The organism is Gemmatimonadetes bacterium SCN 70-22 (assembly GCA_001724275.1).
Taxonomy (GTDB): domain Bacteria; phylum Gemmatimonadota; class Gemmatimonadetes; order Gemmatimonadales; family Gemmatimonadaceae; genus SCN-70-22.
The window spans coordinates 1-15,231 of the sequence record MEDZ01000014.1; the positions used below are offsets into that span (position 1 = coordinate 1).

At 70.8% G+C, this 15,231-nt stretch carries 9 protein-coding genes; 4 read left to right on the forward strand and 5 right to left on the reverse strand.

Going from position 1 to position 15,231, the window contains the following annotated elements; translation table 11 throughout:
• Positions 1-54: 54 nt before the first annotated feature.
• On the forward strand, positions 55-486 hold the full coding sequence (locus ABS52_08615; GenBank protein ID ODT03588.1) for a hypothetical protein: 432 nt from the start codon (positions 55-57) through the stop codon (positions 484-486).
• A gap of 68 nt (positions 487-554) precedes the next feature.
• Here the strand turns inward: ABS52_08615 and ABS52_08620 are convergent, their stop codons facing one another.
• The 4 genes from ABS52_08620 to ABS52_08635 form a co-directional block, all read right to left on the reverse strand.
• Positions 555-2,516, reverse strand: coding sequence for a peptidase S9 (locus ABS52_08620; protein ID ODT03589.1), 1,962 nt, complete (start codon positions 2,514-2,516; stop codon positions 555-557).
• A 182-nt stretch (positions 2,517-2,698) separates the two neighbouring features.
• Positions 2,699-4,582 (reverse strand): hypothetical protein, encoded by a 1,884-nt coding sequence (locus ABS52_08625; protein ID ODT03523.1) that lies wholly within the window; start codon positions 4,580-4,582, stop codon positions 2,699-2,701.
• A gap of 133 nt (positions 4,583-4,715) precedes the next feature.
• Positions 4,716-5,144: a hypothetical protein gene (locus ABS52_08630; GenBank protein ODT03524.1), complete on the reverse strand. Its 429-nt coding sequence runs from the start codon at positions 5,142-5,144 to the stop codon at positions 4,716-4,718.
• A 55-nt stretch (positions 5,145-5,199) separates the two neighbouring features.
• Entirely contained in the window at positions 5,200-6,663 is a 1,464-nt protein-coding gene (locus tag ABS52_08635; GenBank protein ODT03590.1) for an amidase, read from the reverse strand.
• Positions 6,664-7,142: 479 nt separating this feature from the next.
• On the opposite strand from ABS52_08635, the gene ABS52_08640 reads away from it, so the two are divergent.
• Positions 7,143-8,711 carry a hypothetical protein gene (locus ABS52_08640; GenBank protein ID ODT03525.1) on the forward strand — a complete coding sequence of 523 codons (1,569 nt, stop codon included), beginning with the start codon at positions 7,143-7,145 and terminating at the stop codon, positions 8,709-8,711.
• A gap of 108 nt (positions 8,712-8,819) precedes the next feature.
• On the opposite strand, the gene ABS52_08645 is transcribed toward ABS52_08640, so the two are convergent.
• Positions 8,820-10,667 (reverse strand): hypothetical protein, encoded by a 1,848-nt coding sequence (locus ABS52_08645; GenBank protein ODT03526.1) that lies wholly within the window; start codon positions 10,665-10,667, stop codon positions 8,820-8,822.
• Positions 10,668-11,003: 336 nt separating this feature from the next.
• On the opposite strand from ABS52_08645, the gene ABS52_08650 reads away from it, so the two are divergent.
• Together ABS52_08650 and ABS52_08655 are read left to right on the forward strand one after the other, a co-directional pair.
• Positions 11,004-11,801: a hypothetical protein gene (locus tag ABS52_08650; GenBank protein ID ODT03591.1), complete on the forward strand. Its 798-nt coding sequence runs from the start codon at positions 11,004-11,006 to the stop codon at positions 11,799-11,801.
• 156 nt (positions 11,802-11,957) lie between these two features.
• A complete protein-coding gene (locus ABS52_08655) occupies positions 11,958-15,140 on the forward strand; it encodes a hypothetical protein (protein ID ODT03592.1) in 3,183 nt (1,060 codons plus the stop codon).
• Positions 15,141-15,231: the final 91 nt, after the last annotated feature.

Sequence of the window (15,231 nt, forward strand, 5' to 3'; positions counted from 1 at the left end):
CGCGCCGCCGATGAGGGCGAGGCGATCCGCAAGGTGCCCTGGGGGGTGATCGTCATGGTGTGCGGGGTGTCGCTCCTGATCGCCCTCCTGGAACGGACCGGGGGGCTGGACCTCTTCACCTCGCTCCTCGCCCGCCTGGCGACGCCCGCCACGCTCAACGGGACGATCGCCTTCGTCACCGGCGCCATCTCCACCTACAGCAGCACATCGGGAGTCGTCCTCCCCGCCTTCCTCCCGACCGCCGCATCGCTGGTGCAGAAGGTCGGCGGTGGCGATCCGCTGGCCGTCGCCCTCTCCATCAACGTCGGCTCGGCGCTCGTCGACGTCTCGCCACTCTCCACGCTCGGGGCGCTCTGTGTAGCGGCGCTCCCGAGCCCGGAGGTGTCGCGCACCCTCTTCAACCAACTCCTCGCCTGGGGGATGGCGATGACCGTCGTGGGCGCGGTCTTCTGCCAGCTCCTCGCCGGGCTCCTGGCCCGCGCCTGACGAGCCGGCGCATCGGCCGGCTCGCGCGGCGGCGCGGGGCGCTGCGTCGCGCCCGCAGGCGCGCGCGGCTACGGCGTGGGCGGGCGCAGGTACTTCTCGTACCAGCCCAGGTAACGCTGGTAGCGGTCGAGCACGAACGAGGGGCGCGTGATCCCGTGGAACTGGCCGGGATAGACGATGAGCTGGGCGTCCACGCCTAACGACTTGAGCGCCTGGTACATCTGCTCGCTCCCTGCGATCGGGACGTTGAAGTCCTTCTCGCCGCCAAGGAACAGCGTGGGCGTGCGGATGCGGTCGGCGTGGTAGAACGGATAGGAGACCTTCTCCCATGCCTTCGGGTTCTTCCACGGCGCCCCGAGCTCGGCCTCGTACTGGAACGTGTACTGGTCGCTCCCGTACATCGACGTCTGCAGCGAGCTCCCCGCCCCGCTCGTCGCGGCGCGGAAACGGGGCGTGGTCGCGATGGTGTAGTTGGTCAGGATGCCCCCGTAGCTCCATCCGCCGATGGCCAGGCGATCGGGGTCGGCGATTCCCGCCGCAATGACGTGATCCACGCCGGCGAGGAGGTCCTGCACCTCCTTGTTCCCCCAGTCGGCGAAGATCGCCTTCTTCCAGGCCTGCCCGCGCCCGGAGCTGCCGCGATAGTTCACCGCCAGGACCACGTAGCCTCGGGCGGCGAAGAGTTCACGCTCGAGGGAGAAGGCGTGCTGGTCCTGCCCGTTCGGCCCGCCGTGAATGCGCAGGACGAGCGGGTACCTCCTTCCAGGGGTGTAATCGGCCGGCTTCACCAGGAGGGCCCCCACCGTGAGCCCGTCCTTGTTCCTGAACGAGAGGTCCTCCGTCGTCCCCAGCCGCAGGTCACGCACCAGCGAGTCGTTGGCGTGCGTCAAGGCGCGCAACGCCCCCGCTTCCACCGCGAAGGCCTCGTAGGGCTGCGTCGCCGAGGCGACGCGGGCCACCATGCGTCCGTCGTCGCTCATGTCGAAGGCGCTCACTACCCGGCGTCCCTCCACGACTCGCGTCACCGCCCCGCTACCCACCGCGATGCGCGCCAGGTGCTGTGCCCGGTCGTCGGTGACCAGGGCCCAGATCGACTGGCCATCGTGCGCCCACATCGGGCGCGACACGTCGCGATCGAGCGCGGGCGCGAGCAGCCGTGGTGTCCCTCCGGTGCTCGGGATGACGGCGAGTGCGTCCTGGTTGTAGGCGTAGAGTCGCGGCTCGCTCCCCTGCAGGTAGGCGATCTGCGTCCCGTCGGGGCTCCACTCGGGGGTGTCGTCGGGTCCGGGCCAGCTCGTCAGGCGCACGGGCGTGGCGCCGGCACGCGCCTCGACCACGAAGATGTCACTGTTGTTCTCCCGGTCGGCGTCGCTCCCGCGTCGCGACACGAAGGCGAGGCGCGTCCCGTCCGGCGACCAGCGCGGCGAGGCGTCGTCGAAGTCGCCGCTGGTCACCTGCTCGACCTTGCGGCTGGCGACGTCGACCACGTACAGGTGGCTCCGCCGTCGCTCGAGGTACCCCTCCCGGTCCTCCTTGAAGTGGTACCGGTCGATGACGATCGGCTTGGGTGACCTCGCGGCCGCGCTGTCCCTCTTCTCGTCCTCGGGCACCGGGTCACGCGACACCACCACGAGGCGCGTGCCGTCGGGTGACCAGGCATACTCGGAAACCCCGTCCTTGAAGTCCGTCAGCCGCACCCCTTCCCCCCCGGCACGGTCGAGCAGCCAGACCTGCCCCCCCTTGCCCTCGTAGCGTCCCGAGACGAAGGCCAGGTAACGGTTGTCGGGCGACCACCGCGGCGCCCCCTCTCCCTCGGGCGAGTTCGTCAGGCGCACCGTGCGCGTCCCGTCCCAGCTCACCATCCAGACGTCGCTGTCCGACTTGTCCTTGACGGAATCGGTCGTCGTCAGGGTATAGGCAACCCAGGCGCCGTCCGGCGAGATGCGTGCCTCGCCCACGTCGCGGAAGCGGAAGATGTCCCCGGGCTGGATCGCGCGCCCTTGTGCAGCGAGGGCGAGCGGAAAGGCCATCGCGGGCGCGATCGCGATGGCGAGGAGGAAGCGGGCGGGAAGGCGCATGCGTGAGCGGGCGGGTGTCGGCGAGGCGTCCTGGGCATGGGCACCGGAAACGCGGCGCCCCGGCAGACGTTAGCCTCCAGCCGAGCGTCGTGCAAAGCGCGCCACCCGGGGCGCGGAACCCACGGGGCGACCGGCTACGCCGCCTCCGCCAGCGTCACCCGGTTCCGCCCCGCCTGCTTCGACCGATAGAGCGCGCGGTCGGCCTGCTCGATGAGCTCCCCCAGCGTCACCTCGCTCGACTCGGCGGTCGCTGCCCCCACGCTGACGGTGATGGGACGGTCCTCCCACGGCGCGCTCGCAATCAGGAGGCGCAGGCGCTCGCCCATGTCCTGCGCCCCGCCGACCCCGGTGTTCGGGAGGATGACCGCGAATTCCTCGCCGCCAAAGCGCACGGCGACGTCGGAATCGCGAATCGCGCGCGAGAAGAGGCGCGCCACCGTCCGGAGGACCTCGTCACCGCGGGGGTGTCCGAAGGAATCGTTGAACGCCTTGAAGTGGTCGATGTCGAGAAGGAGGAGCGAGACCGGCTGCCCCGACCGCCGGATGCGCGCGAGTTCCTCCGTCATCCGCTCCTCGAACGCGCGGCGGTTCTTCAGCCCGGTGAGCCCATCCTGGGAGGCCAGTGCCGCGAGCCGCTGGTTGGCCTCCACCAGGCTCTCCTGGTTGGCTTGCAGCCGGCGGCGCGCATCCTCCAGCTGGCGCTCGTACTCCTTGCGCTCGGTGATGTCGCGCGACGACGCCTGGAGGCGCGCGACGCGCCCATCGTCATCGGTCATGCTGCGCCACATCATCTCGAGCCAGAGGTGGCGCCCCGTCTTGTGCAGCATGCGACAGGCAATCGCCGTCACCGGCTCGCCGCGCAGGAGGTCCTCGAAGTGACGGCGCAACCGCTCGCGGTCGTCGGGGTGCACGAGGGCGAACGGCCCCATCCTGGTCACCTCGTGGGCCGTGAAGCCGAGGATCCGCTCGCACGACGGCGAGATGTAGCAGATGCGCCCCGACGGGTCGTGCAGCGACACCACGTCGCTCCCGTTCTCCGCCAGGAGGCGGAAGCGCAGTTCGCTGTCGCGCAGGGCCGCCTGGGCACGCGCCCGCTCCACGTACGTCTGGTGCACCTGGGTCGCGTTCCAGGCGATGAGCCCGACGAAGACGAGGATCATCGCCATGATCAGGAGCATGACGACCAGCTCAGGCTTGTTCGGCTGGACCTCGTTGCGCACGCCCCACACCGCCACCCAGCCGAAGATGGCGGGGACGAGGAAGCCCGCCGGGAGGAGCCCCCGCGCCAGCGTCCCGCCCGGACCGTCGCTCAGCACGACGGCGAGCACCCCCGAATCGCGGCGCAGCGCCAGGGTCCCGAGGGCAAGCAGCACGAACGCCATGGCGCTCGGCACGGCCATGCGGTTGAAGTAGCCGATGGTCTCGAACCACCCGCTGCGATACACGTGCGCCAGCAGCGCCACGGTCGACGACGCCAGGACGATGGTCGCGAGCACCTGGGCCAGCGCCTCGCGCGTGCTCACGCGCTGCGCCATGAGGAGCAACGCCGTTCCCGACAGGAGGAGGTTGGTGGCGGTCCCCAGCGCCATGCGATTGTCGCGCCCATCGTGCGTCGCCGCCATCGCGTCGTGGAAGATGATGGTGTCGATCCCCTCCGCGTGCCCGAACACCATACTGGCCAGGCGCAGGATGCCGACGCTGACGACGACCACCGCGAGCCCCTCGGCGACATACCATCGCGTGTGCGCGCCGCGCTCCGCCAGGGTCCAGAGCGACGCCGCGACGCCGATGAAGCAGAGGGCCACCGTCGGGTTGGTCGCGGCGTTGCCGGCGGGGCCCAGCGCCCGCAGCTCCGCCACCCCCATCATCCACCCCACCAGCACGAGAGTACCGAGCGACGCGACGATGGCCGCGGTCGCGCGGGGGATGACACTCCCGCCAAGCACCGTCTGGAACGACGACGGGGCCGGGTCGGCCGGGGGGGCATTCGCGGAGGACGTGATCGAGGAGAAGGGCATGGCGGGCGTTTGCCCAAGGACGGTGCGAGTCGCGGTCCCGTCACGCGTGCCGAGCGGCGCGTTCCCTCCGCGGCGCGTTCCCTCCGCGGCGCGTTCCCGTTACGGCACGTTCCCGTTACGGCGCGGCCGCGGCCTACGCCACGATGTCGGTGTCGCCCTGCCCCGAGAGGCGCCGCGAGAAATGCGACCACGACATCCCGATCCCGAGCACGATCGAGACGGCCGCGAGGACGAGGCGGGCGACCCCCTTGCCGCTGGACGCCGTCATCACGTTGCGGCTGATGAGGAGCCAGATGACCCCGGCGCAGATGGCAGTGATGAGGACCGCCCCCGCCAGGCCGATGGAACGGCGTGTCGCCTGCACGTACACGACCCACCCCGCCGCCAGCAGCGTCCCGACGAGGAACTTGGCGGCGTCGAACGACCGGACCCCCTGTCGCAGGGGGGCGATCGCCCAGTGGAAGTACGAGAAGCCCTCGGGGTTGTACGTGGCGAAGACGAGGATCGCGGCAGCGACGACGCGCAGGGCGACGCCCCCCCAGGAGACGGATTCGGTGGCCATGGCGGAGAAGCTACGTCTCCCGAGGGAACGGCACCAGACGCCCGGCCGCGCGGGGCTAGGGCCGCAACGCGGCCGTGGCCAGGAAGCGCGGTGCCCGCCGCGCGCGCACCGCCTGCTCGAAGGCGTACGCGTACCTAACGAGCTTTCCCTCCTCCCACGCCCCGGCCACGAACGAGAGCCCCACCGGGAGGCCGAAGACCCGCCCGGCCGGGACGGTGATGCTCGGGTATCCCGCCACCGCCGCGAGCCCCGAGCTCCCCCCGCCGAAGTGATCGCCGTTGACCAGGTCGGTGAGCCACGCCGGGCCGCCGGTGGGCGCCACCAGGGCGTCGAGCCGGTGCGTCCGCATCACGAGGTCGATCCCCTGCGCTCGCGTCAGGCGCCGGCACGTCGCCAGGGCCTTGCGATACGCCGGCGAGTCCAGCCCGCCCTTCTCCTGCGCCCGCTGCAGGATGTCCTGCCCGAAGTAGGGCATGCTCGCGTCGGCATGCTCCTCGTTGAACCGGATGACGTCGGCCAGGGTCCGCGGCAGCCCCGGCGTGATGAGCGTCGCGAGGTAGGCGTCGAGCCCCGCCCTGGACTCGTACAGCAGGACCTCGTACTCCGCCGCCTCGAACTGCCCTAACGAGGGGACGGCGACCGGGTCGACGAGGACGGCGCCTGCCTCGCGCATCGCCGCGAGCACATCCTCCATCACCCGCGTCACCGCCGGCCCGGCGTTGAAGAGCTGGCGCACGACGCCGATGCGTGCCCCCCTGAGGCCGTCCGGGTCGCAGAAGGCGGTGTAGTCCGGCGCGATGCGCCCGGCAGATGCCCTCGTCGCCCGGTCGCGTTCGTCGGGGCCCGCCATCACGCCCAGCAAGGCCGCGGCGTCGCGCACGGTGCGGCACATCGGCCCCGCCGTGTCCTGCGACGCCGAGATGGGGATGATCCCCGCGCGCGAGACCAGCCCCACCGTCGGCTTGATTCCCACCAGTCCATTGGCATTGGACGGGCAGACGATGGACCCGTCGGTCTCGGTCCCGATCCCGACCGCGGCGAGGTTCGCCGCGATCGCCGCCCCGGTCCCCGACGATGACCCGCAGGCGTTGCGGTCGAGCGCATAGGGATTGCGCGTCAGTCCGCCGCGACCGCTCCATCCGCTGCTCGAACGCGACGAGCGCCAGTTGGCCCACTCGGACAGGTTGGTCTTGCCAAGGATCACCATTCCCGCCTCGCGCAATCGCGTCACGAGCCCCGCGTCGCGTGGCGCGTGCGACTGCGCCAGCGCCAGCGACCCCGCCGTCGTCTTCATCCGGTCCGCGGTGTCGATGTTGTCCTTGATGAGCACGGCGATCCCGTGCAGCGGCCCGCGCACCTTCCCGGCCGCGCGCTCGGCGTCGAGTTGGGCCGCGATCGCCAGCGCGTCGGGGTTCACCTCGATGACCGAGTTGACCGAGGGGCCGGTGCGATCGACGTCCTGGATGCGCTGGAGATAGCGCTCGGCGATGCCGTGCGCGGTGAAGCGCCCGCTCGCCATCCCCGCCTGCAGTTCCGCGACCGTGACCTCCTCGAGCGCGAATGGAGAGGGGGGAAGCTCCGCCGGGGCGCCCCCCGGTCCCCCCGCTGCGCCCGCCGCCGGACGCCCGGCGATGGTGACTCCCGCCCCGATGGCGACCCCTCGCCTAACGAACTGCCGGCGGTCCATCGGCGGGGGAGGCGTGGCGGGGTGCGAACGGTCGGAGCGCGACATGGCAAGCCTCGGGGCGGCGAAATGGAACGACGGCTGGGCATCGGCGCACCGGGCGCCGTGCCGGTGATCCTATCCGCTGTGCCGGGGCAAGGGTAGGCGGCGGCGCCCGGGCGAGCGCTCCGACGGCGTCCCGCGTACAGCATACCTGGGGAGGACACGGCGCATCGTCGTCACCCGTCGCGAGACGCCCCCTCCCCAAGTCGCGCGTCGGCACGTACAATCGCCGCGCTCCATCCATCCGCTCCCCCTGCCCCTCTGGAGGGTACGTGTCCCAACAGCACGGCTTCTCGTCGCGCCTGACCATGATGCTGGCCATGCTCAGCATGGCGGTCGGCACCGGCAACATCTGGCGCTTTCCGCGCATCGCCGCCACCAACGGGGGCGGCGAGTTCCTCGTCGCCTGGGCGATCTGCCTCTTCACCTGGTCCATCCCGCTCATCCTCATCGAGCTCGGGATGGGGCGCCTCACGCGGCGCGGGTCGGTGGGCGCCTTCGTCATCACGCAAGGGAAGAAGTCCGCCTGGATGGGTGGCTTCATCGCCTTGGTGGCCATCGCCATCATGTGGTACTACTCGGTGGTGTGCGGCTGGACGCTGCGCTACTTCATCGCCTCGGCCGGCGGGCAGCTGACGGGCAACAACTCGGTCGGCTTCTGGCGCGACTTCTCCACCTCGTACGCCCCCGTCCTCCCGCACATCATCTCCATGCTCGGCGCGACGTTCATCGTCGCCCGCGGCGTGAAGGGGATCGAACGGGCGACGACGATCCTGATGCCGATCCTGATCCTCATCATCCTCGGGCTCACCGGGCGTGCCCTCATGCTGCCCGGGGCGAGCGACGGCCTGGCCTACCTGTTCACGGTCGACTGGCACCGCCTGGGCGACGCGAGCCTCTGGCTGCAGGCGCTGACGCAGAACGCCTGGGACACCGGCGCGGGGTGGGGGCTCGTCCTCTGCTATGCCGCCTACATGCGGCAGAACGAGGACACCGCGCTCAACGGCTTCATCCTCCCCGCCGCCAACAACATGATCTCGTTGTGCGCGGGAATGATGGTCTTCTCCACCGTCTTCACCGTCGTCCCGCAGCTGGCGGCATCGCTCGCCAGCCACCCGGAGGCGCTGGCCGACTTCCCCGCCCTCGCCGATGCGGTGAAGGGAGGGGCCGCGCTCGACGCCACGCTGGTGCAGAACACGATCTTCAACGCCGGCAACGAGGGCGTCACCTTCATCTGGATCCCGAAGCTCTTCGCCACGCTGCCGGGCGGACGCATCCTCATGAGCTTCTTCTTCCTCGCCCTCTTCTTCGCTGCCTTCACCTCGCTCATCTCGATGGTCGAGCTGGGGACGCGGGTCTTCCTCGACATGGGATGGAAGCGCGAGAAGGCGGTCTGGCTCGTCGGGCTCACCGGGCTGGTGATGGGACTCCCCTCGGCCTTCTCCATCGACATCCTCCACAACCAGGACTGGGTCTGGGGGATCGGCCTGATGATGTCGGGCTTCCTGTTCGCCTACGCCGTCATCAAGTACGGCGTCACCAAGTTCCGCGAGGAGCAGCTCAACCACGCGCACTCCGACATTCGCATCGGTGCGTGGTGGGACGTGCTGGTGAAGTACCTCCTCCCCTTCCAGGCCATCGCCCTCATGCTGTGGTGGATGTGGCAGGTGCGCGGGCCGGGCGCGATGAACCCCTTCGGGATCGAGAACATCGGGACGATCCTCTTCCAGTGGGGGATCGCGCTCATCCTCCTCCTGGTGTTCAACAAGAAGCTGGGCGACATCAAGGCGGTCGCCGCGCACGACCTCGAGGCCAACCGGATGCCGCCAAGCATCCCCTGACGGCGTCGCGGGGTCCGGCAGGCGAGCGCCCGGCCACGTGGCCGGGCGCTCGCGCGTGTCAGGCCCGGCACGTCACGCCCGGCGGGGGCTCCGCCGGGCGCGCGGCGGTCACCAGCGCGGATTCCGCCGGAGCAGCGCCTCGAGCTCGTCGGCGTCCAGCGGGTGCGTGAAGAAGTACCCCTGGCCGAACGGGCACCCCATGCGCCGCAGCATCGCGAGCTGCTCCGCGCTCGCCACCCCTTCGGCGATCACGTCGAGCCCGATCGCTCCCACCAGCGTGAGGATGGCCGCCACCACGTGCCGGGGGCGATCCTCGGTCTCCATCGAGCTGGTGAAGGCCCGGTCGATCTTGATGGCGTCGAGCGGGAGGCGATGGAGGTAGCTGAGCGACGAGTAGCCGGTGCCGAAGTCGTCGAGGTGGATGGCGACGCCGAGCTCGCGCAGCTCGGCGATGGTCTGCAGCGCCGGGTCCTGCTGGCCGATGATGGCGCTCTCGGTGATCTCGAGTTGCAGCTGCGCAGGCGCAAGTCCCGTGTCCTCGAGCGCGGCCGACACGGCGCGCACCAGGTCGCCCTGGGCGAACTCGCGCACCGAGAGGTTGACCGACAGGTGCAACCCGGACGCCGAGGGCACCCGCTCCCCGAGCGCCTTGACCTGTGTGCACGCCTCGCGCAGCGCCCAGCGCCCCATGGGGACGATCAGCCCCGTGTCCTCGGCCACCGGGATGAAGTCGTTCGGGGAGATGACCCCTCGCTCGTGATGGCGCCACCGGATGAGCGCCTCCACCCCGTGCACCCGCCCGTCGGCGAGGGAGACGATCGGCTGGTAGTGGAGGACGAACTCCTGCCGCTCCACGGCGCGGCGCAGGTCGGTCTCCATCTGCAGGCGGGTCAGCGCCTCGGCGTGCATCGCGCGGTCGAACATCTCGAATCGCGCACGCCCCTGGTGCTTGGCGCGGTACATCGCCATGTCGGCGCTGCGCAGGAGGTACTCCGGCCGCTCGCTCGCGGAACTCGACAGGACGACCCCGATGCTCGCCGTCGTCACCCACTCGTACCCGCCGATCGTCATCGGTGCCGTCAGCGCCCGCTGGATCCGGTCGGCGACCATCGCCGTGTCGCGCGCATCCTCCACCCGCTCGAGGAGGACGGCGAACTCGTCGCCGCCCAGCCGCGCCACGATGTCGCCGCCGCGAATGCACTCCTCCAGCCGTCGCGCCACCGTGACGAGCACCTCGTCGCCGACATGGTGCCCCATGCTGTCGTTGACGAGCTTGAAGTCGTCCAGGTCCAGGAAAAGGACCGCGAAGAGCCCGTCACCCTCGCGCCGCGCGCGCAGCGCGGCGTCGGCCAGGCGCTTCATGAAGAGCGCCCGGTTCGGGAGTCCCGTCAGTGCGTCGTGCAACGAGTCGTGCCGCAGCTGGCGCTCGCGCATCTCGCGTTCGGCGAGCGCGTGTCGCAGCTGCAACTCGACCGAGGCGACATCGGCCAGGTCGGCCAGCAACCGCAGGTCCTCGTCGCTCCAGCGGCGCGGCAACTCGTCCAGGGCGAGGAGGGTGCCCAACAGCGTCCCGTCCTTCCTGGTCAGCGTGGCGACGGCGACACTTCGGACCTGCATCTCCTCGGCGGCCGATCGCATCTCGCTGCCGGTCGGCTCGTCACTGGCGTCGTCGATGGCGAAGATCCCGCCGTTCTCCAGGGCCCGCGAGACGACCCCCGCCCGGACGAGAACGCCGGCGTCGTGCGATATCCACGAACACGCGATCGAGCCGGCCCGGAAGGTCCGCCGATCGGCCCCCATCAGGGCCAGCGTCGCCGCTGGCGCGCGCAGCATGCTGGTGGCGAGGCGCGCGACGCGCTCCATGGATGCGGCCAGCGTCCCACTGAGCAGGGTTCGCTCGGTGGACCCGGTGCTGCCGGAGAGCGGGGGATCCGCGGGAATGAGGGACGCTGCCACGATACGAGGACGCGCGCGCCACCTCCGCGTCACGCGGCGGAGTGGTGCCCGCCGCCGTGGCGCGCGCCTGCAGCCGCAATTAGCGGCCGCTAACGTCCCTAACGACCCGCGTGACGATCGCCTGCAGCCGCGATCGGTGGATTCCGCCCCCCTAGCGACCCGCGTGGCCCGTGCGTAAGACAGTCCGGCCAGTCGTCCGCCCCCCTCCTCCCCCTCCTCCCCTTCCCCGGACCACAGCCCATGCGCCCAGGCACCGTCCTCTCCCTTGCCGCCGCGGCGGTCGCCCTCCTCGCCGGCCAGGGAACCGCCCAGCCCTCCCACACGAAGAAGGTCTACATCTCGGTCGATCTCGAGGGAGTTGCCGGGGTGGTCGCCGGCACCCAGACCTCCCCGGGGGGGCAGAACTACGAATGGGCGCGCCGGCAGATGATCGCCGAGGCCAATGCGGCCATCGAGGGCGCGTTCGCGGGCGGGGCGACCGAGGTGCTGGTCAACGATTCGCACGGGCCGCAGACCAACCTCCGTCCCGACGAGATCGACCGCCGCGCGACGCTGATCACCGGGCAGCCCAAGCCGTTAGGCATGACCCAGGGGCTCGACTCGACCTTCGACGCCGCGGTGTACATCGGCTACCACGCCCCGGGATCGACCGCGAACGCCGTGCAAGGCCACACCTTCTCCAGCGCGCTCAAGGTCGTGCGCCTCAACGGCAAGGAGGTCGGCGAGTACGGCCTCAACGCGATGGTCGCCGGTCACTGGGGGGTCCCGGTGGTCTTCATCTCGGGCGACAAGGCAGCGGTCGAGATGGCGCAGGACTTCATCCCCGGCATCGACGGCCTGGTGGTGAAGGAGGGGATCGGCACCTTCGCCGCGAAGACGATGCACCCGCTGGAGGCGCGCGAGAAGATCGCGGCCGGCGTGCGCGCGGCGCTGGTGAAGCGCATCGCCCGCCAGCCGGTCCGGCTCGGGAGCAGCATCACGCTCGAGGTCGAGCTCGATGCGCTCGCGCACGCGGACCAGGTCGCCCTCGTCCCCGGGATGCAGCGCCGCGGCCGCACCGTCAGCTACACCTCGGCCGACCCGCTCACGATCTACCGGGTCGCCCGCGTGATCATGGCGCTCTCCCGCGACTAGCCGTCGATGACCCACGATGCGATCGTCCCCGGCGCCGGCGAAATGGGGAGCGCCGGCGCATCCCCCCTCGCCCGGCGCGGGATGCGCCTCCTCGCCCCCCTCTCCCCCCGCCCTGCACGGAGCTTCCGCATGCACTCCCACCTTGCCGCCGCCGCCCTGCTGGCGGCCTGGACGCTGGCGCTCCCCGCCAGCAACAACGCGCACGCGCAGCGCGCGCGCCCTACCGGCCAGGCGGCGTCGGCGCCCCCTCCGGCACACGACAGCACCCTCTTCGCCGCCCTCTCCTACCGGATGATCGGCCCCTTCCGCGGCGGGCGCTCGACGGCCGTCACCGGGATCGCCGAGGAGCCGCACACCTTCCTGATGGGGAGCACCGGCGGCGGGGTCTGGAAGACCGACGACGCGGGGCTCAACTGGACCAACATCTCGGACGGCTTCTTCGGCGGGAGCATCGGCGCCATCGACGTCGCCGACAGCGACCCGAACGTGATCTACGTCGGCACCGGCTCGGCCGACGTCCGGGGGAACTCGTCGCAGGGACGCGGCGTGTGGAAATCGGTCGACGCCGGCAAGAGCTGGCACTTCATCGGGCTCCCCGAGTCCGGCGCCATCCGGCGCGTGGTCGTCCACCCCGCCAACCCGGACCTGGTCTACGTCACCGCGCTGGGCCACATGTTCGGGAAGAATCGCGAGCGCGGCGTCTATCGCTCGCGGGACGGCGGGACGTCGTGGGAGCAGGTGCTCTTCCTGAACGACTCGACGGGAGCGAGTGACCTGGCGATGAACCCGCGGAACCCGCGCGTGCTGTACGCCGGGATGTGGCGTGCCGAACGGAAGCCGTGGACGATGATCTCCGGCGGTCCGGACGGGGGGATCTACAAGAGCGCCGACGGCGGCGACACGTGGACGAAGCTCGCCGGCGGGCTCCCCACCGGGATCGTGGGGAAGGTCGGGGTGACCGTCTCGCCCGCCAATCCCGATCGCGTCTGGGCCATCGTCGAGGCCGAGCCGGCGGGGGGTGTGTACCGCTCCGACGACGCGGGCAAGACGTGGGTGCGCACCAACAGCGAGAACAACCTGCGGCAGCGCGCCTGGTACTACACGCGCATCGAGGCCGACCCGGTCGACGAGAACACGGTGTACGCGCTCAACACGTCGATCTACCGCTCCATCGACGGCGGCAAGACCTTCACCCCGATCGAGGTCCCGCACGGCGACACGCACGACCTGTGGATCAACCCGCGCAACAACCGGTTCATGGTGATCGGCGACGACGGCGGGGCGCAGGTCTCGCTCACGCGCGGGAAGCGCTGGTCGTCGATGAACAACCAGGCCACCGCCGAGTTCTATGATGTCGCCGTCGACAACCAGTTCCCCTACCGCGTGTACTCGGCGCAGCAGGACAACACGACGATCTCCATCCCGGCATGGTCGGGACCGAACGTCCTGCATCCGATGAACGAGTGGCGCTATGCCGCCGGGTGCGAGACCGGGCCGGTGGCGCTGCACCCGGATCATCCGGAGGTCGTGTGGGGCGGGTGCTACGGCGGCGCCATCAACCGCCTCGACCTCCGCAGCGACGACCGCCGCAACGTCGTCATCTATCCACAGCTGCAACTCGGTCAGGCGGCCAAGGACCTCAGGTACCGCTTCCAGTGGGTGGCCCCCATCCTCGTCTCGCGGCACGACCCCAACGTCGTGTACCACGGGTCCCAGTACGTGCACCGCACGCGCGACGGCGGCATGACGTGGGAGACGATCTCGCCCGACCTCACCACCAACACGCCAGCGCACCAGGAGGCGGCCGGCGGTCCGATCAATCACGACGTGACCGGCGTCGAGATCTACAACACCATCTTCGCCATCAGCGAGGACCCGCAGGATGCCCGCACGCTGTGGACCGGGAGCGACGATGGCCGCGTGCACCTCACGCGCGACGGCGGCAGCAGCTGGCAGGACATCACGCCGCGCGCCATGCCGCAGTTCGGCACGGTGGAGAACATCGACCTCTCGGCACACCAGCCGGGACGTGCCTACATGGCGGTGCAGAAGTACCGCCTCGACGACTTCCGGCCGTACATCTTCCGCACCGACGATTACGGCAGGACGTGGACCCTGCTCACCGACGGGAGCAACGGGATTCCCGCCGGGTCGCCGGTGCGCGCGGTCCGCGAGGACCCGGGGCGGGACGGCCTCGTCTACGCCGGGACCGAGCACGGGATGTACGTGAGCTTCGACGGCGGACGGCGGTGGCAGTCGTTGCAGCTGAACCTCCCCGTCACGCCGGTGGCCGACATCCGCGTGCACCGCAACGACCTGGTGGTCGCGACGCAGGGGCGCTCGCTGTACATCCTCGACGACCTCACGCCGCTGCACCAGCTGGCCGGCGTGGCGCCGGGGGCGCGTGCGCACCTCTTCGCCCCGCGCGACGCGTACCGGGTGCAGGTCGGCGGCGGCGGTGCCGGCGGCGTGGAGGCCGCCCCCGACCCGCTCCCACAGGGGGCGTTGATCCACGCCTGGTTCGCCGCCCCTCCCGATTCCACCGCCCGCCTCGAGATCCTCGACGCCCGGGGCCAGGTGGTGCGCAGCTTCAGCGCGGACACCGCCCACGCGCGTGCCGCCCAGCAGCCCGCGCTCAAGACGACGGCCGGCGCCCTACGCGTGGTGTGGGACCTCACGTACCCGGGCCCACGCCTCATCAAGGGGCAGGTCATCTGGGGCTACACCGGCGGGGTGAAGGCCCCACCGGGCACGTACCAGGTGCGGCTGACGGCGGCCGGGACGACCCAGACGCGCGCCTTCCGCCTCCTCGCCGATCCGCGCCTCCCGACGGTCACGCAGGGCGACTACGACGAGCAGTTCCGCGTGTCGATCGCGGTGCGCGACTCGCTCAACGCCGTCAACCAGGCGTTGGAGACCGTTCGCGCCGTGCGCGAACAGGCCAATCGCGCCGTGGAGCAGGCGGGGCGAATCGACCGCGCCGGCGAGGTCAAGCCTGCCGCCGACGCGCTCGGGGACAAGCTGGGCGGGGTGGAACGATCGCTCAACCAGGTGAAGAGCATGAGCGGGCAGGATCCCATCCGGCACCCGGGGCAGCTCGACAATCAGTTGATCGAGCTCTACACGAACCTCACCGGGGATGACAGCTATATCTATGGCGGCCCCGAAGGGCGCCCGACGCGCGGGGCGATGGAGCGCACGGCCGACGTGATGCGACAGTGGGCCCCGCTCTCGGCCAGGTTGCGCACGATCCTCGAGCAGGACGTCCCGGCCTTCAACGAACTGCTGCGGCGGCTTGGGCTCGGGGCCATCGTGATCCCGTCGAAGACGGTGATGTAGCCGCGGTGGCGCTCCCGGTGTGGCGGCAACAGGCGACGGGCGGGCTCCCCGGGGAGGAGCCCGCCCGTCGCATGTCTGCCAAGGCGCGCGT